General features: G+C 69.9%; 16 protein-coding genes. 8 read left to right on the top strand and 8 right to left on the bottom strand.

What is annotated here, in order from left to right; genetic code table 11:
• Positions 1-67: 67 nt before the first annotated feature.
• Genes murA through hisA form a run of 8 tightly spaced genes read left to right on the top strand, consistent with a single transcriptional unit; the run spans position 68 to position 7,709 of the window.
• Positions 68-1,375 carry a UDP-N-acetylglucosamine 1-carboxyvinyltransferase gene (gene murA / locus ABWV53_RS12025; protein WP_353366124.1) on the top strand — a complete coding sequence of 436 codons (1,308 nt, stop codon included), beginning with the start codon at positions 68-70 and terminating at the stop codon, positions 1,373-1,375.
• Complete coding sequence (gene hisG / locus ABWV53_RS12020) at positions 1,372-2,022, top strand: ATP phosphoribosyltransferase (protein WP_353366122.1); 651 nt, start codon at positions 1,372-1,374, stop codon at positions 2,020-2,022. The genes murA and hisG overlap by 4 nt, the downstream gene beginning before the upstream one ends.
• A gap of 19 nt (positions 2,023-2,041) precedes the next feature.
• Entirely contained in the window at positions 2,042-3,061 is a 1,020-nt protein-coding gene (locus tag ABWV53_RS12015; RefSeq protein ID WP_353366120.1) for a PDDEXK nuclease domain-containing protein, read from the top strand.
• A 2-nt stretch (positions 3,062-3,063) separates the two neighbouring features.
• Positions 3,064-4,431 carry a histidinol dehydrogenase gene (gene hisD, locus ABWV53_RS12010; RefSeq protein ID WP_353366710.1) on the top strand — a complete coding sequence of 456 codons (1,368 nt, stop codon included), beginning with the start codon at positions 3,064-3,066 and terminating at the stop codon, positions 4,429-4,431.
• Between the two features lie 8 nt (positions 4,432-4,439).
• Entirely contained in the window at positions 4,440-5,555 is a 1,116-nt protein-coding gene (gene hisC / locus ABWV53_RS12005; RefSeq protein ID WP_353366709.1) for a histidinol-phosphate transaminase, read from the top strand.
• Positions 5,552-6,190: an imidazoleglycerol-phosphate dehydratase HisB gene (gene hisB / locus ABWV53_RS12000; RefSeq protein ID WP_353366118.1), complete on the top strand. Its 639-nt coding sequence runs from the start codon at positions 5,552-5,554 to the stop codon at positions 6,188-6,190. Before hisC ends, hisB begins: the two co-directional genes overlap by 4 nt.
• Before the next feature lie 51 nt (positions 6,191-6,241).
• Positions 6,242-6,916, top strand: a complete 675-nt coding sequence (gene hisH, locus ABWV53_RS11995) for an imidazole glycerol phosphate synthase subunit HisH (protein WP_353366116.1) — start codon at positions 6,242-6,244, stop codon at positions 6,914-6,916.
• 52 nt (positions 6,917-6,968) lie between these two features.
• Positions 6,969-7,709 carry a 1-(5-phosphoribosyl)-5-[(5-phosphoribosylamino)methylideneamino]imidazole-4-carboxamide isomerase gene (gene hisA / locus ABWV53_RS11990; protein ID WP_353366114.1) on the top strand — a complete coding sequence of 247 codons (741 nt, stop codon included), beginning with the start codon at positions 6,969-6,971 and terminating at the stop codon, positions 7,707-7,709.
• 92 nt (positions 7,710-7,801) lie between these two features.
• Here hisA and ABWV53_RS11985 read toward each other — a convergent pair whose 3' ends face one another.
• From ABWV53_RS11985 to ABWV53_RS11950, 8 genes are read right to left on the bottom strand one after another with little or no spacing between them, the layout of a single operon-like run.
• On the bottom strand, positions 7,802-8,998 hold the full coding sequence (locus ABWV53_RS11985; protein WP_353366112.1) for a spherulation-specific family 4 protein: 1,197 nt from the start codon (positions 8,996-8,998) through the stop codon (positions 7,802-7,804).
• Between the two features lie 54 nt (positions 8,999-9,052).
• Positions 9,053-10,426: an exopolysaccharide Pel transporter PelG gene (gene pelG / locus ABWV53_RS11980; protein ID WP_353366110.1), complete on the bottom strand. Its 1,374-nt coding sequence runs from the start codon at positions 10,424-10,426 to the stop codon at positions 9,053-9,055.
• Entirely contained in the window at positions 10,426-11,955 is a 1,530-nt protein-coding gene (gene pelF / locus ABWV53_RS11975) for a GT4 family glycosyltransferase PelF (RefSeq protein ID WP_353366108.1), read from the bottom strand. The genes pelG and pelF overlap by 1 nt, the downstream gene beginning before the upstream one ends.
• Positions 11,952-12,980 carry a tetratricopeptide repeat protein gene (locus ABWV53_RS11970; protein WP_353366106.1) on the bottom strand — a complete coding sequence of 343 codons (1,029 nt, stop codon included), beginning with the start codon at positions 12,978-12,980 and terminating at the stop codon, positions 11,952-11,954. Before ABWV53_RS11970 ends, pelF begins: the two co-directional genes overlap by 4 nt.
• Positions 12,973-14,364 carry a PelD GGDEF domain-containing protein gene (locus ABWV53_RS11965; protein WP_353366104.1) on the bottom strand — a complete coding sequence of 464 codons (1,392 nt, stop codon included), beginning with the start codon at positions 14,362-14,364 and terminating at the stop codon, positions 12,973-12,975. The genes ABWV53_RS11970 and ABWV53_RS11965 overlap by 8 nt, the downstream gene beginning before the upstream one ends.
• Before the next feature lie 28 nt (positions 14,365-14,392).
• Entirely contained in the window at positions 14,393-14,944 is a 552-nt protein-coding gene (locus ABWV53_RS11960) for a penicillin-binding protein activator LpoB (protein WP_353366102.1), read from the bottom strand.
• A 21-nt stretch (positions 14,945-14,965) separates the two neighbouring features.
• The gene (locus ABWV53_RS11955; protein WP_353366100.1) at positions 14,966-18,949 is read right to left on the bottom strand and encodes a tetratricopeptide repeat protein; all 3,984 of its coding nucleotides are present in this window, start codon (positions 18,947-18,949) and stop codon (positions 14,966-14,968) included.
• Positions 18,909-21,866, bottom strand: coding sequence for a bifunctional glycoside hydrolase/polysaccharide deacetylase family protein (locus ABWV53_RS11950; protein WP_353366098.1), 2,958 nt, complete (start codon positions 21,864-21,866; stop codon positions 18,909-18,911). The genes ABWV53_RS11955 and ABWV53_RS11950 overlap by 41 nt, the downstream gene beginning before the upstream one ends.
• Positions 21,867-22,002 lie beyond the last annotated feature (136 nt).

The following is a 22,002-nucleotide window of genomic DNA, read 5'->3' as shown; positions in this document are numbered from 1 at the left end:
AGCTATAGGCGCTTATGGGTCAAGCGCCTGGGCTGATTTTGACTCCAAGAACATCGGGCGAAACGCCATGGACAAACTCCTGATTCGCGGCGGCCGGCCGCTGCACGGCGAAGTGCTCATCTCCGGCGCCAAGAACGCGGCGCTGCCCGAACTCTGCGCCGCGCTGCTGACGGCCGAGCTGGTCACGCTGCTGAACGTGCCGCGTCTGCAGGACGTGGCCACCATGCTCACGCTGATCCGCAACATGGGCGTGGCGATCGACCGGCCCGCCGTGGCCGATTGCGACGACCGGGTGGAGAACGGCGTTTCCACCGACGTGCACATCGACGCCAGCGGCTTGAACACGCCCGAGGCGCCGTACGAGCTGGTCAAGACCATGCGCGCATCGGTGCTGGCGCTGGGGCCGCTGCTGGCGCGCTTCGGCGAGGCCACGGTGTCGCTGCCGGGCGGCTGCGCCATCGGCTCGCGCCCGGTCGACCAGCACATCAAGGGCCTCTCGGCCATGGGCGCCGAGATCGTGGTCGAGCACGGCTACATGATCGCCAAGCTGGCCGCCGGCCGCACGCGCCTGAAGGGCGCGCACATCACCACCGACATGGTCACGGTGACGGGCACCGAGAACTTCCTCATGGCCGCCACGCTGGCCGAGGGCGAGACGGTGCTGGAGAACGCCGCGCAGGAGCCCGAGATCACCGACCTGGCAGAGATGCTGATCGCCATGGGCGCGCAGATCGAAGGCCACGGCACCAGCCGCATCCGCATCCAGGGCGTGGAGCGGCTGCACGGCTGCACCCACCGCGTGGTGGCCGACCGCATCGAGGCCGGCACCTTCCTCTGCGCCGTGGCCGCCACGGGCGGCGAGGCGCTGCTGCGCCATGGCCGCGCCGACCACCTGGACGCGGTGATCGACAAGCTGCGCGAAGCCGGCGTGCAGGTGCAGGCCGAAGAGGGCGGCATCCGCGTGCGCAGCGGCGGCGCCGGCGGGCTCAAGGCCCAGGGCTTCCGCACCACCGAGTACCCGGGCTTTCCCACCGACATGCAGGCGCAGTTCATGGCGCTGAACGTGGTGGCCCAGGGCACGGCCACGGTCACCGAGACCATCTTCGAAAACCGCTTCATGCACGTGGACGAGCTGCTGCGCCTGGGCGCGCGCATCCGCACCGACGGCAAGGTCGCCGTCATCGAGGGCGCGGCGCGCCTCTCGGGCGCCACGGTGATGGCCACCGACCTGCGGGCCTCTGCCAGCCTGGTCATCGCCGGCCTGGTGGCCGACGGCGAGACCGTGGTCGACCGCATCTACCACCTGGACCGCGGCTACGACTGCATGGAAGCCAAGCTGCGCGGCCTGGGCGCCGATATCGAAAGACTTCAATGAACAGCACCATCACCCTGGCCCTGTCCAAGGGCCGCATCTTCGAGGAAACCCTGCCGCTGCTGGCCGCCGCCGGCATCGAGGTGCTGGAAGACCCGGAAAAATCCCGCAAGCTGATCCTGCCGACCAACCAGCCGCACGTGCGGGTGGTGCTGGTGCGCGCCTCCGACGTGCCGACCTATGTGCAGTACGGCGGCGCCGACCTGGGCGTAACCGGCAAGGACACGCTGATCGAGCACGGCGGCCAGGGCCTCTTCCAGCCGCTGGACCTGCGCATCGCCCGCTGCCGCGTCAGCGTGGCCGTGCGCAGCGACTTCGATTACGCGCGCGCCGTCAAGCAGGGCTCGCGCCTGAAGGTCGCCACCAAGTACACCGCCATCGCGCGCGACTTCTTCGCCGCCAAGGGCGTGCACGTGGACATGATCAAGCTCTACGGCAGCATGGAGCTGGCTCCGCTCACGGGCCTGGCCGACGCCATCGTCGATCTGGTCTCCACCGGCAACACGCTCAAGGCAAACCACCTGGTGGAAGTGGAGCGCATCATGGACATCAGCTCGCACCTGGTGGTGAACCAGGCGGCCCTGAAGCTCAAGCAGGCGCCACTGCGCAGCATCATCGATGCGTTTGCCGGGGCCATAGCGCCCGAGTGAAGACAGGCCGGGCCACGTCGTGACCACCGTTCCGCAAACCGCCGATTTCGCTGACATCGCCCGCCTGGTCGCTGCATCCCGGCAGCAGGCTGTGCAGGCGGTCAACACCTTGCTGGTCGACTTGTACTGGCAGATCGGCGAGCGCATCAGCCGCAGGATCGCAGCGGCCGAGTGGGGCGACGGCGTGGTGGACGAACTCGCCCGATACCTGGCCCGCACGCAGCCGGGGCTGCGCGGATTCACCCGGGCCAACCTGTTCCGGATGCGACAGCTGTACGAAGCCTACTCAGGCAACGAATTAGTCGCACCACTGGTGAGACAAATTCCGTGGACTCATCACCTGATCATCCTCAGCCAGGGCAAGCGTCCTGAAGAGCGTGAGTTCTACGTTCGGTTGACGGCTCGTGAGAGGTGGAGCAAGAGGGAACTGGAGCGTCAGTTCAAGGCCGCCCTTTTCGAGCGCACGGTGCTTCATCCGCTGCAAGCCTCGCCTCTTGCGATGCAAGCCCACCCGGACGTCGCCAGCATCTTCAAGGACAGCTACGTCGTCGAATTCCTCGGGCTGCCTTCCGGCCATGCCGAGGCCGACCTTCACCAGAGCCTGCTCGCCAGGCTCAAGGACTTCCTGATCGAGCTGGGCCGGGATTTCTGCTTCGTCGGCAGCGAATACCCCTTGCAGGTCGGCGGGCGGGACTTCGCGCTCGACCTGCTGTTCTTTCATCGCGGCCTCAACAGCCTAGTGGCCATCGAACTGAAGGTGGGCCGTTTCGAGCCGGAATATCTGGGCAAGCTCAACTTCTACCTCGAAGCGCTGGACCGCGATGTCAAGAAGCCCCATGAGCGTCCTGCCATCGGCGTGCTGCTGTGTGCCAGCAAGGACGACGAGGTGGTCGAATACGCCTTGAGCCGCAGCACCTCGCCCTCGCTGATCGCGGAGTACCAGACACAATTGCCCGACAAGGCGCTGCTGCGCGCGAAGCTGCACGAGTTCTATCTGCAGAACACGCAGTCCGACACCGCCGCGGATTCGAGTAAATGACTATGAAATTAATAGCTAAACCCGCATACCTGTCCACGGTCGACGCCGATTTCGAGCAGAAATTTCAGCAGCGCCTGCACTGGTCTGCCGACACCGACGCCGCCATCGAACAGCGTGTGGCCGACATCCTGGCCGACGTGCAGCAGCGCGGCGATGCGGCCGTGCTGGAATACACCCACCGTTTCGACGGCCTGCAGGCGCAAAGCATGCAGGCGCTGGAATTGACGCAGGCCGAGCTGAAAGCGGCTTTCGACGCGCTCCCCGCCGTGCAGCGCGACGCCCTGGAGGCCGCCGCGGCGCGCGTGCGCCGCTACCACGAGGCGCAGAAGCGGGCCAGCGGCGAGAGCTGGAGCTACCGCGACGAAGACGGCACGCTGCTGGGCCAGAAGGTCACGCCGCTGGACCGCGTGGGCATCTACGTGCCCGGCGGCAAGGCGGCGTATCCGTCCAGCGTGCTGATGAACGCCATTCCCGCGCACGTGGCGGGCGTGGGCGAGATCATCATGGTCGTGCCCACGCCGCAGGGCGCGAAGAACCCGCTGGTGCTGGCCGCGGCCTACGTGGCCGGCGTCACCCGCGCCTTCACCATCGGCGGCGCGCAGGCGGTGGCGGCCCTGGCCCACGGCACCGCCACGGTGCCCAAGGTGGACAAGATCACCGGCCCCGGCAACGCCTATGTGGCCAGCGCCAAGAAGCGCGTCTTCGGCACGGTGGGCATCGACATGATCGCCGGCCCCAGCGAAATCCTGGTGCTGGCCGACGGCACCACGCCGCCCGACTGGGTGGCCATGGACCTCTTCAGCCAGGCCGAGCACGACGAACTGGCGCAATCCATCTTGTTGTGCCCCGATGCGGCCTACATCGATGCCGTGCAGGAAGCCATCGACCGCCTGCTGCCCGAGATGCCCCGCGCCGAGATCATCGCCAAGAGCCTCACCGGCCGCGGCGCGCTGATCCTGACCCAGGACATGGAAGAAGCCTGCGCCATCAGCAACCGCATCGCGCCCGAGCACCTGGAAGTCTCCAGCCGCGACGCGCACCGCTGGGAGCCGCTGCTGCGCCACGCGGGCGCGATCTTCCTGGGGGCCTACACCAGCGAAAGCCTGGGCGACTACTGCGCCGGGCCCAACCACGTGCTGCCCACCAGTGGCACGGCGCGGTTCTCGTCGCCGCTGGGCGTGTACGACTTCCAGAAACGCAGCAGCCTGATCGAGGTGAGCGAGCAGGGTGCGCAGGCGCTGGGCACCATCGCCGCCGAACTGGCCTACGGCGAAGGCCTGCAGGCCCATGCGCGCGCCGCCGAGCTGCGCCTGCAGCCCGTGCCGCCGGCACGGGCCACCCCCTCGCCCGCCAAGGAGTCCGCCGCATGAACCGCCCCATCACCGCTCCCCCGGCCCTGCGGGCGCTCGACCGCATCCGCCCCGACGTGCGCGCCATGCACGCCTACGTCGTGCAGCCCGCCACCGACGCGTTGAAGATGGACGCGATGGAAAACCCGTTCGGCCTGCCCGCGCACCTGCAGGCCGCGCTCGGCCAGCGCCTGGGCGCGCTGGAGCTGAACCGCTACCCCGGCGCGCGCCAGAACGACCTGAAGGCGGCGCTGGCCGCGTATGCCGGCGCGCCCGAAGGCAGCGCGGTGCTGCTGGGCAACGGCTCCGACGAGCTCATCACCCTGCTGGCACTGGCCTGCGCGCAGCCGCATGCCGGTGGCCGGGCGAAGCTGCTCGCGCCCATGCCGGGCTTCGTGATGTACCCGATGAGCGCCCAGTTGCAGGGGCTGGATTTCGTGGGGGTGCCGCTCACGCCCGACTTCGAGCTCGACGAGGCCGCCATGCTCGCCGCCATCGCCGAGCACCGCCCCGCCATCACCTACATCGCCTATCCCAACAACCCCACCGCCACGCTGTGGGACGAGGCCGTGGTGCAGCGCGTCGTGGACGCGGTGGGCGAGCAGGGCGGCATCGTGGTGATGGACGAGGCCTACCAGCCCTTCGCCAGCCGCAGCTGGATCACCCGCATGCGCGCCGAGCCCGAACGCAACGGCCACGTGCTGCTGATGCGCACGCTCAGCAAGTTCGGCCTGGCCGGCGTGCGCCTGGGCTACCTCATCGGCCCCGAGGCGCTGGTGAACGAGATCGACAAGGTGCGCCCGCCCTACAACGTGAGCGTGCTCAACTGCGAGGCCGCGCTGTTCGCACTGGAGCATGCCGAGGTCTTCGCCGCCCAGGCCGCCGAGCTGCGCGCCGCCCGCACCCAGCTGCTGGCCGACCTGCGCGCCATGCCGGGCGTCGAACGCGTGTGGGACAGCGAGGCCAACATGGTGCTGGTGCGCGTGCCCGACGCGGCCCGTGCCTTCGCCGGCATGAAGGAGCGCAAGGTCCTGGTCAAGAACGTTTCTACAATGCACCCACTGCTGGCCGGATGCCTGCGCCTGACGGTCGGCAGCGCCACCGACAACGCCCAGATGCTGGCCGCGCTCCAGGCCTCCCTATGACTTCCTCCGCACTCGTTCCTTCCTCGCCCTCGTCCGAGGCTTCGGCCGACCGCATCGCCGAAGTGAGCCGCACCACCGCCGAGACGCGCATCAGCGTGCGCATCAACCTCGACGGCACGGGCGCGGCGCGCCTCTCGTCCGGCATCGGCTTCTTCGACCACATGCTCGACCAGATCGCCCGCCACGGGCTGATCGACCTGCAGGTGGACTGCGAGGGCGACCTGCACATCGACGGCCACCACACGGTGGAAGACGTCGGCATCACCATCGGCCAGGCGTTCGCGCGGGCCGTGGGCGACAAGAAGGGCATCCGCCGCTACGGCCATGCCTACGTGCCGCTCGATGAAGCCCTGTCGCGCGTGGTGGTCGATTTCTCGGGCCGCCCCGGGCTGCACATGGACGTGAAGTTCACCGCCGGCAGCATCGGCCAGCTCGACACGCAGCTGGTGTACGAATTCTTCCAGGGCTTCGTGAACCATGCGGGGGTGACGCTGCACATCGACAACCTGAAGGGCTTCAACGCCCACCACCAGTGCGAAACCATCTTCAAGGCCTTCGCCCGCGCCCTGCGCGCCGCGCTGGAGCGCGATCCGCGCGCGGCCGGCGTCATTCCCTCGACCAAGGGTTCTCTGTAATTTTTTGGGCCCAATCGGCCTCTGGCGCTCGTCCCATCTGCGCAGACTGCTATGAATAGTGAAGCAAAGACCGTTGCCGTCGTGGACTACGGCATGGGCAATCTGCGGTCGGTGTCGCAGGCCGTGCAGGCCGCCGCCGCCGGCACCGGCTGGACGGTCGTCGTCACCGCCCGGCCCGACGAAGTGCGCGCTGCCCAGCGCGTGGTGCTGCCGGGGCAGGGCGCCATGCCCGACTGCATGCGCGAGCTGCGCGAGTCCGGCCTACAGGAAAGCGTGCTGGAAGCCGCTGCCAGCAAGCCGCTCTTCGGCGTCTGCGTGGGCATGCAGATGCTGCTGGACCACAGCGCCGAGGGCAACACGCCCGGCCTCGGGCTGATTCCGGGCCAGGTCGTGCGGTTCGAGCTGGCCGGGCGCACGCAGGGCGACGGCAGCCGCTACAAGGTGCCGCAGATGGGCTGGAACCGGGTGCGCAAGACGCCCGTGGGCCCGTCGGGCCAGGCCCACCCGGTCTGGGGCCAGATTCCGGACGAGAGCTGGTTCTACTTCGTGCACAGTTTCCACGCCGTGCCGCGTGATGCAGCACACTCTGCGGGCGAAACCGATTACGGTGGCTGGTTCGCGGCGGCCATCGCACGCGATAATATTTTCGCCACGCAGTTCCACCCGGAAAAGAGTGCGGAGCAGGGCCTGGCGCTCTACCGCAATTTCCTGCACTGGAACCCCTGAAATCCCTCAACCCGGCCCCGGCCGATCCAGCCCGTCGCGCTTTTCTTCCATCATGCTGCTCATCCCCGCCATCGACCTCAAGGACGGTCACTGCGTGCGCCTCAAGCAAGGTGACATGGACCAATCCACCACCTTCGGCGAAGACCCGGCCGCGATGGCCCGGCGCTGGGTGGATGCCGGCGCGCGCCGCCTGCACCTGGTCGACCTGAACGGCGCCTTCGCCGGCACGCCCAAGAACTACGCCGCCATCAAGTCCATCCTCAAGGAGGTGGGCGACGACATTCCGGTGCAGCTGGGCGGCGGCATCCGCGACATGGACACCATCGAGAAGTACATCGACGGCGGCCTGCGCTACGTCATCATCGGCACGGCCGCGGTCAAGAACCCCGGCTTCCTGAAGGACGCCTGCAGCGCCTTCGGCGGCCACATCATCGTGGGCCTGGACGCCAAGGACGGCAAGGTCGCCACCGACGGCTGGAGCAAGCTCACCGGCCACGAAGTGGTCGACCTGGCCAGGAAGTTCGAGGACTGGGGTGTCGAGTCCATCATCTACACCGACATCGGCCGCGACGGCATGCTCTCGGGCATCAACATCGACGCCACCGTCAAGCTGGCGCAGGCGCTGACCATCCCGGTCATCGCCTCCGGCGGCCTGGGCAGCATGGCCGACATCGACCAGCTCTGCGCGGTGGAGAGCGAGGGCGTGGAGGGCGTGATCTGCGGCCGCGCCATCTACTCGGGTGACCTGGACTTCGCCGCCGCGCAGGCGCGGGCGGACGAGCTGGCGGGTTGACGCCCGCAGGGCCCCGTCCCTGATGGCATTCCCGAACGCCCGCACCCGCGGGCGTTTTTTCATGGCTGCGTTGCCGGCCCCGCGGTGATCGCTCAGCAGGCGGGCAGCGGCCGCCCCCGGTTCACCGCATCCACGCTCTGCAGCAGCGCCGTCCAGTAGCGGGGCAGGCTCGCCCAGGGGTTGCCGGTGCGCAGCACCGGGTCGTATTCGCCGTCGGTGAAGAACACCGGCCCGACGTTAAAGCGTGCCGTGGCCGCCGCCGCCAGGGCCTCCTGCATCGCGGCGCAGGTGGCGATGTTGTGGCCCAACACCGACACCGACGTGTTCGGCCGGCCATAGAGCCAGGCCGTGGACGTGGTGGAGCGGGGGTCGTAGGTCAGCAGCCCGGCCCGCTGGCCTTCATAGGTGACCAGCACGTCGGCCACCGCCGCATAGGCGGCATCGGGCACGGCGCCGGGGTTGCCCACCACCCGCAACGCGCTGTCCTGCGCCTTGATGTGGCGGTAGAGGCCCTGGTAGTAGCCCAGCTGGCGCGGGTCGGACGACATTTCGTCCACGAAGATGCCGCTGACGATGCTGCGGCCATAGAGGCGCAGGTAGTTGTCCACGTCGGCCTGCACGGCCGAGAGGGCCCGCGTGCCGTAGTCGCTGTGCACGTAGCCGATCACCTGGCCGCCCGCCGCCACGAACTGGCTGGCGGCGCGCATGTAGGCGGGCTCCGCGCTGGTGAACACGCCGTTGGAGGGGTTCAGGATGGCCGTGACGGCCACGCCGGGCACCGCCTGCACGCCTGCGGCGAGCTGGTCCCACGGCGAGCCCGAGGGCGAGGGGTAGAAGTACGCCGGCACCAGCACTTCGAGCGGCCGGGGCGCGGGCCGCAGATACACCGTGCGGGTCGCGGTGGCCGATTGCCCGTCGGCCGCGGTGGCCGACACGGTGAGCTGCTGGCGGCCCGGCGCGGCCTGGGTCAGCGTGGCGGTGGCGATGCCGCCCTGGGCCGTGGCGGCGGCGGCGGCCAGCGTGCCGGACGTGGCGGAGAACCGCACCGCCGTGCCGTCGCCCGCCGGCGCACCGTCGATGGTGACCTGGGCGCGCAGGGTGAGCGGGCTGCCGGCCTCGAACACCTCCTCTGCCGCCGGCGCGGTGAGCGTGACGGACACGCTGCTCGGCGCCGGTGCGGGCGGCGCGTCGGTCGCGCTGCCGCCGCCGCCTCCGCCGCACGCTGCCAGCAGCGCCCCTAGTGACAGGCCGCCGAGGCGGGTGGGAAGGCGGAAGCGGCGCAGGGGCATGGCGGGCGGCGGATGGGTGGATGAAAGAACGAGGCGGGCATCGCCCGACCCCGGTCATTGCAGCATGAAGGTCTCGTACTCCAGCCGGCTCAGTTGGCGCGACAGCAGCACCAGCCCCGTGCACAGGGTGGCCAGCGTGGCGAGCGTGAAGCCATAGCCGTAGAGCGCGGCGCCCGCATACAGCGTGAACGCCGTCAGCAGCATGTTGAGCAGGACGAACTGCAGGCACAGCAGCAGCACGATGCGGCGCTGGTCGAGGTAGAAGAACACGTTCAGGATGGCCATCAGCCCCACCTGCAGGCCGGCGCCCACCACCTGCACGTGCAGCAGCGGCAGATAGAGGCGCGAGATGCCCAGCCAGGCCAGCAGCGCCGGGCCGGCCACGAAGGTGATGAGCACCGCCAGCGCCTGGATCTTGCCGATCTCCGCCAGGCCCTGCTTGATGGAATACACCATTTCGTCACGCATGGTTTCTATGTATTCGAGCGAGCCGCCGCTGCGCACCGCGTCGTAGAACTTGTCGTAGTACTCGACGAAGTCGGTCTCGATGCGCACCAGGAACACCGCCATGCCCGGGATGATCGACAGGTAGGCCAGGAACACGGGCAGGTCGTAGATCAGCGAGGCCCGCAGCGCGCCCACGATGGGCTGGGAGGTCGGCTGGAAGTACCAGAACATGAACTTGTCGGCCCACACCCCGAAGTTGTAGAGCAGGCCGATGGCCATCAGCGACGGGTAGAGCAGCTTGCGCTCGGCGAAGTCGAAGGCGATCAGCCGGCCCTTGGGGTTGAATTCGCGCACCACCAGGATCCACATGCCCGCCAGCAGCACGTAGTTGCCCAGCACGAAGCCGCCCAGCAGCCCTTCCAGGCCCCAGGGCCGCATGAGCAGGGCGCTCGCCACGATCAGCACGTAGGCCAGCGCGAACAGGCCGACGATGGCCTTGTAGCGCTTCATGCCCGACAGCAGGATGGTCAGCACCCACACGTCGCACATCAGCGTGAAGCCGGCCAGCATCAGCATGCGGTAGAGCAGCCCCAGGTTGGGCAGCAGCAGGAAGAGGGCGAGCGTGCCCAGCAGGCCGGCGGCGGCCGTCACCACCAGCAGCAGCCCGTGCAGGTTGGGCAGGATCAGGTCGCGGCGTTTCTCAAACAGCCGGTCGGACACGAACCGGGTGAAGGCCAGCTGCACCAGCCCGGTCAGGATGAGGCTGCCCGCCACCAGGTAGGTGACCGACGTCTGGAACTGCGTGACCAGGTACGCCGGCACCACCACGCTGGCGCTGAAGATACCGATCAGCAGGATGCCGACGATGGAGAACACCCAGGGGCCGGAGCCGATCACCCCCGCATACGCATAGGCCTGCACCAGGCTGACCAGCGTGTCCTTGCGCAGCATGCGCCGCAGCTCGAATCCGATGCCGGCCATCAGCGCGCTCCCTGCGTTCTGGCGAACGCGTTTTCATACACGGCGCGGTAGCGCTCGAACATCAGCGTATCGGTGTAGTAGCGCTCCACGCGGGCCACCGCGGCGCGGCTGGCGGCATGCCAGGCGCCGTCGTCGCGCAGCAGCGACAGCGCGGCGTCGGCCAGGCGCTGCGGGTCGGCGATCGGCACCACCTGGCCCGAGGCGCCCAGGGCGCGGTCTTCCTCGTCCAGGCCTTCCACCAGCTGCCGGCACGAACCCACGTCGGTGGACACGGTGGGCACGCCGGCGGCATAGCCCTCCAGCACCACCAGCGGCAGGGCCTCGCTGATGGACGACAGCACCACCAGGCCGATGCGCGGCATCAGGTCTTCGACCCGTTGAAAGCCGAGGAAGCGCACGTGCTGCTCCAGGCCCAGGCTGCGCACCAGGTTCTCGCATTCCTGCGCGTAGGCCGGGTCTTCCTCGGTGGGGCCGGCGATCCAGCCCTCGGCCGAGGGCAGCTGGTTCACCACCCGGCGCATGGCGCGGATGAAGGTCTTGATGTCCTTGATCGGCACGACGCGGCCGATCAGGCAGAGCACGTGTGGCACTTCGGCCGGGCGCTGCGCGCGCAGCGCCGCGAAGCGCGACAGCTGGATGCCGTTCGGGATGTTGAAGGTGCGCTCCGGCGCGGCGCCATCGGCGATCTGGCGCTGCCGGTTCGCTTCGTAGAGGGCGATGATCGGGTCGGCCGATGCATAGCAGAACCGGCCCAGCCACTCGAAGAAATGGATCCACATCTGCCGGAAGTACGAGAGCTCGGTCGGGTCGCGCTGGAAGAGGTTGCGGTTGTCGCGGATCCAGTCGCTCTTGAAGAGGTCGATCTTGCGTTCCTTGGTGTAGATGCCGTGCTCCGACAGCACCAGCGGCGTGCTGCGGAACTGCTCCACCATCGCCCCCAGGCAGCCTGCGTACCCGGTGGAGGCGCAGTGCACGATGCGCACCGGAATCAGCTGCTGGGCCACCCGCGCCAGCGTCCAGAGCGGCTGGTACATGATGCGCACGGTCCAGAAATAGTCCACGAACGAGGGGTCGGTGCAGTGGGTGCGGTAGCCCTCGCAGATCAGGTCCCAGGCGCGCTCGCCGTAGAGAAAGTCCTCGAGCTGGAAGCGCCCGCCCGGCTGCATCTCGCGCACCATGGCGCGAAACGCCTCCATGCCGGCCGCGCGGTCGCCGCTCTCCATCGCCCCCAGCAGCGACCGGACCATGGCGAAGGCCGCCTCGTCGCCCCGGCGCGCCAGGGGCTGGGTGTCGCTGCTGAGGTGGTCGTAGAGGAAATGCTCCTCGTAATGCACCACGTTGGGCGGCAGCTCGTATTTGAACTTCGTGTAGTCCTGCCGGCGGCTGCCGAGGAACACGATGGCGAAGCGGTACTCCGGATATGCCCGGATGATCTGGTGGATCCAGCTGGAGACACCGCCGCTGATGTAAGGGAAGGTGCCTTCCAGCAGCAGCGCGATGTCGGCCTCGGCGGCGCGCGGGTGGGTCATGGCGTGTTCCAGTAATCGACGACCGGCTTCAGGCGCGGCAGCGCCTTCCACTGGCTGAGTTCCTGCAGCAGGGCGCGCGTGCCCTGGTAGTCGCGCCGCTCGAAGCACAGCTCGGCCTGGTAGGGCAGCACCCGGGTGGCCGGCAGGCCCAGTTCGCGGGCGCGCAGGTAGGCGGCGCCCGCCGCCTCCAGCTGGCCGGTCTCGTGCAGCAGGCGGCCGCGGCGCAGGTTCAGCTGCGGGTGATCGGGCTCGCGCGCCAGCACCATGTCGCAAAAGCGCAGCGACTCGTGGATGGCGTGTTCGCGCAGGTCGCCCTGCACCAGCTCCTGGTAGACCAGCTCCCAGTACAGGTCCGAGAGGCGGTGCGCCGACTCGGTGGTGCGCGGCCCGGCGGAGCGGCCATCGGGGCCCTCGCCTTCTTCCTCGCGTGCCAGGCGCAGGGCCTCCAGTTCGGCATCGATGGTGCGGTTGATGCGCTTTTCCAGCGTGTCGAGCATGCCGTAGGCCAGCAGGCGCAGGTCCTCGCTGGGGTCGCTGAGCACCGAGCGCAGCAGCGGCGAGGCCACCCGCCCCGAGACGTACTGCAGCGCCACCATGGCCCGCAGGCGCGTTTGCATGGGCGCGTTGCTGTTGCCCAGGAACGAGCGCATGCCGGCCTGGCGGAAGCTGCCCTGCATGCGCTGGTGCAGGTCGAACTCGGGCAGCTGCAGCGATTCGAATGCGCCGTGCGCGACCGGCGAACGGTAGATGCGCAGCATCACCACCGCCAGCACGGCGCCCACGAACCCGGCGAGGGGCACGCCGTAGCTGAAGGCCGCCAGCAGGGCCAGCACCGGCAGCCGGGGCCGGGCCTGCTCGCCCGAGAGGAACGGCAGCAGGCAGAGCGACAGCATCAGGCAGGCGAGGGCGTGCAGCAGCAGGTAGCTCGCCAGCGCCACGTCGGAGCGGCCATGCAGCAGCAGCGGCCCGCTCCAGGCGCCCATCTCCAGCGCCAGCGCCGACAGCGCGAACTTCAGATTAAGCATGGGCCAGCGCGTGCAGCCGCTGCAGCACGTCCAGGGGCGTGCCGCTGGCCAGGGGCACGATGTGCGGGAACACGCCGGCCGCCTCCAGCGGCTGCCCGCTCTTTTGCTTCGACCAGGCCTCCAGGCGGCTGATGTAGCCCTCGGCCGTGGCGGCGTCGCCCAGCGGCATCAGCATGGCCAGCACCTGGCGCTCTGGGCCGCGGATCAGCCAGCTCTCGTCCAGCTCGCGCTTGAGGCGCTCGATCTGGGCCGGAATGCCACGCTCCACGGCGCGCGGCAGGCATTCCAGCGCCACGATCACGCTGGGCACCTGGGTGGTGTCGTGGATGTGCGCCAGGCGCTGGGCCTCGAAGGCGAAATCGGGCGGGCAATCGGGCAGTGCCTCGATGATGGGGCGCGACAGCGTCTGCGTCGCCAGCCCGTCGGTGTAGTAGCCCAGCAGCAGGTTGATGGTCTGCAGGTTCTCGTCCTGCAGCGAGAAGAACGGCATGTCGTCGATCACCAGCAGGCCGTACAGGTCGCCGCCCAGGTCGAGCAGCGGCGCCGCCGCCAGGTAGCGGCTCTGCTGGCCGTGCGCCACGGCCTGGCTCACGTGGCAGAGGCGCCGCGTCTCCAGCGCCTGGCGCACCAGCGGGTCGGTGGTGTCGAGCGGGGTCGGCGCGCCGATGCGGGCCACCGCGTCCGCATCCACGTCGTCGCCGCGCACCGGGTAGAGCACGGCCGATTCGATCTGGCAGTACTGGGCCAGCAGGCGCAGCAGCACCTGGGCGCCGTCCTCGGGCGTCTGGTCGGGCGAGCCGATGCTCTGCAGCGCGGCCAGGGCGTCGCGCATCGACATGGGCCGGCCGATCAGTTCCTGCTCCAGCCGGTCGTGCGACAGGCGCAGCAGGTAGTACTGACGCACCAGGTGCTCCAGGCGCTGGTCGAGGTAGAGCTGCACGTTCTCCGCGCGGCGCGTGCGGGCCTGCCACAGGCTGGAGAATTCGCCCACCAGCAGTACCAGGATCAGGCCGCCCAGGAAGTAGGCCTGCGGGAGCGCGTCGTAGTGGCCGACGTTGATCCCCAGCCAGACCACCAGCAGGATGCAGGCGCTGCCCAGGCCCGCCAGCGGGCCGTAGCGCAGCGCGACGATGACGACAGCCAGCCACGCCCACGGAAAGCCGCCATCGATCCAGAGCGGGTCTTGCGGGTTCCAGAGCAGCCCCAGCCCCACGGCGATCAAGGGCAGCAGGGCCATCTCCAGCAGCGTGACCCAGGGGCGGGCATCGGTCACGGCCAGCTTGCCCAGCAGGTTGGCGGGCAGGTGGCTCCGGGCCGTGCCCTTCTTCTTCAGCTCGGGCATGGCCGTGCTGCCGACGGAGCGGCGGCGGGCGTCAGGGGTCATCGTCTCGGGAGCCATGGCGAACGGGCGATCAGCGGGCGCCGGCGAGGCCGGAGTCGAGCAACTGGCGGATCAGCTTCTGCGCGACGGCCGAGAGCGCCTCGCGGCTCCAGCCGCTTTTGCCGCCAGCGCCGCTCCAGAGCGTGTTGCCGGTGGCGACGTCGACGATGCGCAGGGTGACGCCGGCGGCCGGCTCGCCGTCCACGCCGACCTTGTAGCGCCACTCGTCCACGGCGCCGGTCAGCGCGTACTGGGCCTGCTGGCCGCGGGCCCAGGCCAGCACCTCTTCCTGGCGCTTGGCGTCGCCCGAATCGAACAGCGCTTCCTGCTGCGTGCTGGCGGGGTAGCGCTGCACGCGGCCGACGCCGCGCGCATGCAGCAGCGCCTCGGCGATGGCCTCGGCCCGGTTGCCGGCCAGCGGTGTCTCGGTGTGGTTGGCGAAGGGCAGCACCACCCAGGTGGCGTTGGGCTGCAGCACGGGCGGCTGGCCCCGGTCGATGGTGGAGCAGGCCGACAGCAGCAAGAGCGTGCTGCCCGCGGCGAGGGTCTGCAGGCGCTGCAGCAGGGTGCGGTGTGAAAGCATGGTGGTCCTCTCGTGGTCGCGTTAGAAATGAAGTCGGTAGCTGAATTGCAGGTCGCGCGTCAGGCCCTGGTTCTGCACGCCGGACTTGGCCAGGCCCCAGCTGAGCCGGATGTGGTCCGCCCCCAGCAGCGAGCCAGCGAAGCCCGCCCGCAGTCCGTAGCCCGGGCCGAGCTGGCTGTGCCAGGTGCGGCTGACGCTGGCATAGGGCCGGATGGCGCGCGTGTATTCCTGTTCGTAGCGCATGTTGGTCGACAGCTGCACGCCGTAGAACTGGAAGTTGTCGGGCAGGAAGTAGTCGGGCCCGATGTCGGTGATGGAGGGCGGCAGGTAGCGCCGGAAGCCCTGGTCCCCGGGCCCGAGCGAGTCCAGGTCGCGGTGGCGGTAGTCATGGGTGGACCAGAACGCGCCGAACTGCAGCAGCGGCGCCTCCTGCCGGTAGGTGTGGGTGTAGTTGAGCGAGGTGTGCCGGCCGCTGCCCAGGTCGCCGCCGGACTGCAGCTGATAGCGCTCGGCCCATTGCGAGACGACGATTTCGTCCTGCCGCGTCGCCTGGTAGCGCAGGCTCAAGCCCACGCGGTCCTTCATGCCGGCGATGCGCAGCGCCAGGCTGTCCTGGCTGGGCAGGTCGCTGCCCACGTCGAAGCGCCACGACAGGCGGTTGTCGATGCGCTGCTCGTGCTCGATGGCCAGCGGCGTGTAGGCGCGGTCGCTTTCGCGGCGGCCGGCGCGGAACAGGGTTTCGCCGTCGCGGTGGCGCCAGCGCAGTTCCGCGTCGATGCCGCGTTCCTGCGGCGGCTGGAAGACCGCGTTGTCGCGCGACGCCCAGCGGCTGGTCTGCACCAGGTTGAGGTCGAGCGACAGGCGCGGGCTCAGGGCCAGGCGCAGCACCGCCTCCGTCTGCGTCTCGCGCATGCCTGCCAGGTCCTGGTAGGTGACGGTGGCGCCCGCGTGGTCGCTGAAGGCCAGCAGGCTCTCCGTCAGCTGCAGGTGCAGCGGCTGGTCGTCGTGCTGGTCGTTCTGGGTCTCGAAGGCCGCGGTCTGCGCTTCGCGCAGGTCGTTCACCGCCCGCGCGGCGTTCACCCGGTCGTAGCGGGGCAGCCGCTCGCCGAAGTCTTCCAGCAGCTGGCCCGAGGCGGTCTTGTCGTTCTCGGCCAGCGCCAGCGTGATCTCGGCCCACAGCGGGCGGTTGGCACGGGCGCCCTGGGCGCGGGCGTACTGCTGCCAGAGAAAGCCGCGCTCGGCGCCATATTCGGCGGCGTCCTGCAGCCAGCCGATGGCCGTTTCCGCCGCCGCGTTCGACAGGTTGCCGGCCGCGTCGCGGTCGAGCCGCAGCAGCTCGCGCAGCACGTCCACCGAGGCATCGCCCGGCCGCTGCGTGATCACCAGGCGCGTGCGGGCGACGCGCCGCGTGGCGTCCAGGCCCTCCTCGGTCAGCCAACGGCGGCGCGCCTGCGCGGCCGTCATCGGCGGAGTGCCGGGCGCCCCGGGCGCGCGGGCGGCCTGCCATTCCTGCGAGAGCAGATGGCGCCGCAGCCGCCACGACCGGTCGGTCTGCTGGTTCTGGTCCAGCGCGTCCGCATAGTTCATGAGCCAGAGGAAGTTGCGCTCGTGCTGTTTCAGCCGCGGGGTCAGGTAGCGGTCCAGGGCCGTCTGCGGCAGCGACAGGGCCTGGTAGGCGGAGGCCAGCGCGTCGTGCATGGCCTCGTCGCGCGCCCAATGGCGCTCCTGCCGAGCGAGCAACTCGCGCAGGGCCACGGCGTCGTTGCCGTCGATGAAGAGCCACAGGAGCGCCTGGCGCATGGCGTCCGAGTCGGGGCCGAGGCGCAGGCCGGCTTCAAAGTAACGGCGGGCCTGGTCGGGCCGCCCTTCGTGCTGGTGATAGACGCCCACCAGGCGCAGGAATTCGGGCGATTCCGACAGGCGCGCCAGCGACCGCTCGGCGGCGCCGGGCGCGGGGTCCGCCTGGGCCAGCAGCGACCGCACGGCCTCCCAGCGGTTGCCGTTGACGTAGAGCGTCAGCGCGTTGATGAAGTGGCGCGGCTCGTCGAAGCGCTGCCAGGCCTGCGTGGACACCCGGGCGGCTTCCAGCGGCTGGTCGGTCTGCAGCAGGCGGATCAGGGCGTCGTAGTCGGAGACGGCGGCATCTTCGCTCGCCGCCAGGGCACGGTAGGCGTCGATCGCCAGCGACTGCCGCTGGCGGGCTTCCGCCAACTGGCCCGTGAGGCGCCAGTAGTCGGTGGCTTCCTCGGGCCGGGGCGGCTGCCGCCGGGCGGCCCCCAGCCACTGCAGACCCTCTTCGCCGCGCCCGTGCGTCAGCGCCAGGATGGCGGCCTGCATGGCCCGGGCGGGCGTCACCTCGGCCGGGGTCGACAGCAGCTGGCGCCACGCGGCCAGCGCCACGTCGGGCCGACCGGCGCGATCGGCGAGCTGGGCCAGCAATTCCTGCAGGCGCGCCGTGCGGGCGTGCTGCTGCAGGTAGTCGATGGCCGGCTGCGGCTCGCCAATGCGCTCGTAGGCGGCGACCAGCTCGCGCACCAGGCGCTCGTCGCCCGGCTTGCGCTGCAGCTCGTAGCGCAGCGCCTGCACCAGCGCGCCGTCGTCGAACTGACCAGGGGCCAGGCGCAGCACGGACTGCCAGGCATCGTCGCGCTGCGTCTTGCGGGCCAGATAGAGCCAGTTCTCCAGGGCGACGGCGGGGCGCTGCGTCCAGTCCGAGACGCGGGCGAGCCGTTCGCGCCAGGCCAGGTCGTCCGGGCGCTGCTGCACTGCGGCGCGGGCGACGAGCCATGCGTCTTCCTGCTTGCGGTTCTCCAGGAACACCTCGTAGCCCAGCGTGTAGATCTTGTCGTCGAAGGGCAGCAGGTCGGGGCGGGCACCGTTTTTCGCCGAATCCGCTGGCGCAGGCCCGGCCACCGGCCGCAGGGTCCAGCCGCTGCCACCTTCACCCGGGGCGCCGAGCGTGATGACTGGCGGGCGCAGCAGGTGGGCGCCGTCGTCGTATCGAGATTCAGCATCCGGCGCCGGCGCCGCCATGCGATGGGCCACGGGGCGCAGCTGCGCCATGGCGGCGTCGGGCTGGGCCAGGGCGGCCAGTGCGGCCAGCGCCTGCCCGGGCCACTGCGGCAGCAGCGCCAGCCGCAGCAGCCGGCGCACGAAGCGGTCGGCCACGTCGGGCCGCCCAGCGGCGCGCGCCAGGTTGGTCAGCATGAACAGCGTTTCGCGGTCATCCGCCAGGTTGCCCAGCTCGCGTTCGGCCAGTTGCAACGCGGCCAGCGGCTGGTTGCCCGACTGCAGTGCGCGCACACCGGTCAGGAAATACGCCTTGGCCTGCTGCGGGTCGGGCGTGATGCGGCGCGCCAGCATGTACAGCGCGGCGCAGCCCACGTAGTCGGACTGGGCCAGCGCCTCCTTGGCGGCGCGCTCGTAGAGCAGCGCGGCCTTGCGCGGGTCGGGTTCGGCCTCGGCCAGCCGGCGGTTCAGCTCGATGCCGACGGCGGGTTCGTTGAACTGCGCGGCCAGCCGCGCCAGCTGGATCTGGCGGTCGGTGGGCCACTGCTCGCGGGCAAGCGACTCCAGCTGCCCGCGCAGTTGCCCCCGCATCGCCTCGCGGCGCACCGGGTCGCTTTCCGGCGTGCGTACCCACTCCGCGTACGACAGCTCCCAGAGCACCCAGAGCGCCTCGCGCCGCAGTTCTTCATTGCCCGACTCCAGCGCGGGCTGCAGGGTGGCGCGGGCGTCGAGCGCATCGCCCTGGGCGGCCTGGCGTTGCGCCAGCAGCAGCCGCAGGCGTGGGTTCTCGGGGTCGCTGCGCAACAGGTTGTGCAGGTAGCTGACCGACAGGGCCGTGTCCGTGGTGTCGGACAGCCGCCGCTCCAGGTCCTGGCGCGGATAGAGCAGCACCAGCGCGCCGCCGACCAGCAGCGCCAGCAGCGCGATCAGCCAGCCCGGCGCCAGGATGGGGCGCTCAGCGGACCGGGCAGAGGATCTGGATGTGCGCAGCAGCATCGGGCAGGCGATAGGTCGAAGAGGGTGGTGGAACGGAAGCGCTTGCCGCAGCAGCAGCCGCCGGCATGGCGCCGCCGGCGCCCTGGGCGGGTGCCAGCGCGCGGCCGTTGGCCCGCACCTGGCAGCCACCGGCACCCGCCAGCGCGAACTCCAGCGGCCCGAAGCCTTTCAGGTCGAAGGCGGTCTGGCCGCTGGCGTTCTGCGGCGTCCAGCCGTCGATGCGGGCGTTGGCGTCCCGCAGATAGGGCTGGCGCGCCGGCTCGGCGCTGGTGGCGCTGGTGGCGGCGCCGTCCGGCGGGGTGGTCTTCAGCCATGCGCGGCCGCTGGCCAGGTGCACGTAGGGCCCCTCCACGCCGGGGGCGTAGCCGGCCACGCCCTGGCTGGCCGCCACGGCCGGCGTGCCCAGGGCGGGCGGCAGGCGCAGGGTGCGCAGCTCGCCTTCGCCGCGCACGCGCCAGCCCTCGCCGTCGCGCGCGACGGCATAGGTGTGGAAGTCGCGCACCTTGCGGATGAAATCGGACGCGAACACCGGGTGCAGCGGCTGCGCCTGGGCCCATCGGTACACCTTGTGCAGCGCGTTCAGGCCTGCGCGCTTGCTGGTCGAATAGACGTGGTAGTAGATGTCCACGGGCTTGATGCGGCGCGGCTTGTCGGTCATCTCGAAGCTCTCGATCACCCGCTCGTAGCCGTAGTAGGGTCCCCGCCACAGGTTGGTGTAGATGTTCTCGTTGGTGATGGGCGCATACACCTGCAGGCGCCCTTGCTTCTGGATGCCGTGCGCGCCGATGGCGGTGAGCGAGGGGTTGGCGCGGGTGATGGAGGTGTCGCCGCCATTGAGGTTCAGCAGCCCGGCGTCTTCGGTGATCGCCAGGGCCTCGGCGCTGGGCGCGGTGTCGCCCGACCACAGCAGGATCTTCACCGGCTTGCCCGGTGGCGCCAGCCGGCGGTTGATGTATTCGGTCGAGCCCACGATCTCGCGCCGCAGGTCCATTGTGTAGCCGGGCAGGCTCAGGTTGATGGCGGCCTCGCCCTTGTCGTCGAACACTCCGTGCTTGACGTTGCGGTCCCACAGGAAGGGGTGCGAATAGGTGTGGCTGGCCACCTCCACGTGCGGCAGCCGGAACATGCGGCGCGCGATGTCTTCCAGCGCGGGGCTCAGGTCGGGGTGCAGGCCGTTCGGCGAGATCTCGGCCTCGATGACCGACATCGTCTGCGGCACGCGGTACTTCTCGAAGATCTCGGTGAGCAGCACGCTCGCCGCGAACGGGCTGCCGGGCAGCTCGGCGCGCGAGGGAAAGCCGTCGCCGTCGACGTGCGAGAAGAACAGCCGGCGGCCGCTTTCGGTGGTCACGTCGGGCACCGGCAGCGCCGGCAGCGAGAGCGCCTGCGTGAGGAACGCGAAGGGGTCGACCACCCAGCGGAAGTACTCGGTGCCGGGCACGTCCACCAGCGCGTAGGGGTCGAGGATGAACCCGCCCCAGGGCATCAGTGCGCCCGCCACGCCCGGCTTGCCGCGCTGGTCAGTCACTTCCAGCAGGGGCTGGGCCTTGCCGGCCACGGCAGGCGCCAGGTAGACCGGGCCGAAGGGCGCGACGGGCGGCGTGGGCGCCGTCTCGAAGCCCATCATCGGGTGCTGGCGCGTGATCCGCAGCGTGCCGCGCGCGGCCTCCGGCGACGACTCGATGCCCATCCGGCCCGCGAGCGCCTCGTCCGGCACCATGCCGAAGCTGCCCATGAAGGCGACCGGCATGCCTTCATCCATGCGCGCCTGCAGCCAGCGGCTGACCGAGGGCGCCGTGCCGTCGGGAATGAAGCCGCCGAACGAGACGGCGATGCCGGCGTACCGGTCGCGCAGCACGCCCTGAGGCAGCGGCTCGCGCACGTCGGCGTAATCCACCACGTAGCCCAGGTGGTTCAGCGGCATCTGCAGGAAGCGGTGCGCGATCGAATAGTTGATCGATGGCGATTCGGCGCCGTAGTAGAGGGCCAGCACACGGCGCGGCATCAGCTCCACGCCGCCGATGCCGACCGTCTGCAGGTCGCCGTCCGAAACCCATGGAACGAAGCCCAGCGCCTTGATCTTCTCGGCCGTCTCCCGGGTGGTGGCGCGGTCGTGCGGGGCCACGTAGTCGATCGCCAGCACGGGCAGGCCGTGGGTGTCCCGCACGGCACGCAGCTGGCCCAGCAGCCAGTCGCGGTCGGCAGGCTTGACGTCTTCATAACGCTTGTCCGCCGCGTTCCAGCCTTTGAACAACGACTCGGCGGCCACCATGAAGAGCTTGTCCTTCACCCGGGGAACGATGTCGAAACCCCGGTTCTGGATCAGCCGGATGCCGGGAAAGCGGCTGTGCAGCGTCTCGATCACGCGCACCAGGCCCTGCTGCTGCGCCGCTTCGTCGAAGCGCGCAGCCAGGCGGTAGGAATCGAGCGTGTCGAGAAAAAAGCCGCGGTACCCGCGGGCCCACAGCGGCGCGACGACCTGGTCGGCGAAGAACGCGGGCCACTCGGCCGGGGTCTGGTCGATCACCTCGGAATTCCACGCGCCGTTGCGGGCCAGCTTCCAGGCGGCCGGAATCCGGGCGTAGTAGGGCCGGCTGGCCTGCACCTCGGCCACCGACACGTAGGCGAAGAGTTCGCTGCCGGTGGCCTGCCGGAATTTCACCGGGTCGTGCCCGTGGCCCGGCTCCACCACGGTGATGTCGAACACCTTGAGGTCCGCCAGGGGCGCCTGGCTGCCGTAATGCACCGCCACCGCCGGGAGGGTAGGAGCCGCGCCAGCGGAGAAGGGAGCCAGCAGGAGCAGCAGCACGGCCACCACCCAGCGCGGCAGCCAGGCGGGTGCGGCAGTGCGCGGCGGGATGGCCCCGCGCACAATGCGCGGGCGGGAGCTGAAGTCTGGCGAAGAGATCGCGGCCATCAGGTGTTGCTGCAAGGCATCGGCCCCGTCCCTGAGTCCGAAGCGAATGAAAACAATGTTGTCTGGAACATCGGTCAAATTCACCGTGTTCACAAGCACGGAGGTTTACATTTTTGGGAGTTTCCACAGTGGGTTC

The organism is Acidovorax sp. FG27 (genome assembly GCF_040365715.1).
In the GTDB taxonomy this organism is placed as follows: domain Bacteria; phylum Pseudomonadota; class Gammaproteobacteria; order Burkholderiales; family Burkholderiaceae_C; genus Paracidovorax.
Note: the sequence above shows the minus strand (reverse complement) of the source record. Positions and strands in the feature narration are given on the sequence as shown.